1 protein-coding gene is annotated in these 265 nt (G+C 50.2%); it reads right to left on the bottom strand.

The window, feature by feature from the left end:
- Positions 1–72: 72 nt before the first annotated feature.
- The coding region (locus P0Y67_RS22960; RefSeq protein ID WP_342393724.1) for a hypothetical protein at positions 73–265 on the bottom strand (193 nt) is incomplete at its 5' end.

Here is a 265-nt window from a genome sequence, read left to right as displayed (position 1 = left end):
GCAAAGAGTGTCTGGCGCGCATCAGTTCATGCCAAATAAACCACCGGACTCAAGCGCGACATACCAGCAAACTCAGACATAGCAACCCGTAATTGCAGTCACTGTGTGGATTACCGCCTGCGCGGTAATGACGGAAGTGATGTCATTGATGCATGACTGAAATCGTTTCTGCACAACAACAATAGCTGAACCCAAGAAACCCACTCCCACAGGGAAAAATTCAGGACGAATTTTTAGGTTGTCGGCGCCGGGAGCGCCTACAACC

The sequence above is a fragment of the Photobacterium sp. SP02 genome, assembly GCF_038519165.1.
In the GTDB taxonomy this organism is placed as follows: domain Bacteria; phylum Pseudomonadota; class Gammaproteobacteria; order Enterobacterales; family Vibrionaceae; genus Photobacterium; species Photobacterium halotolerans.
The sequence above is the reverse complement of the archived record's forward strand: the minus strand, read 5'-3'. Positions and strand labels throughout refer to the sequence as shown.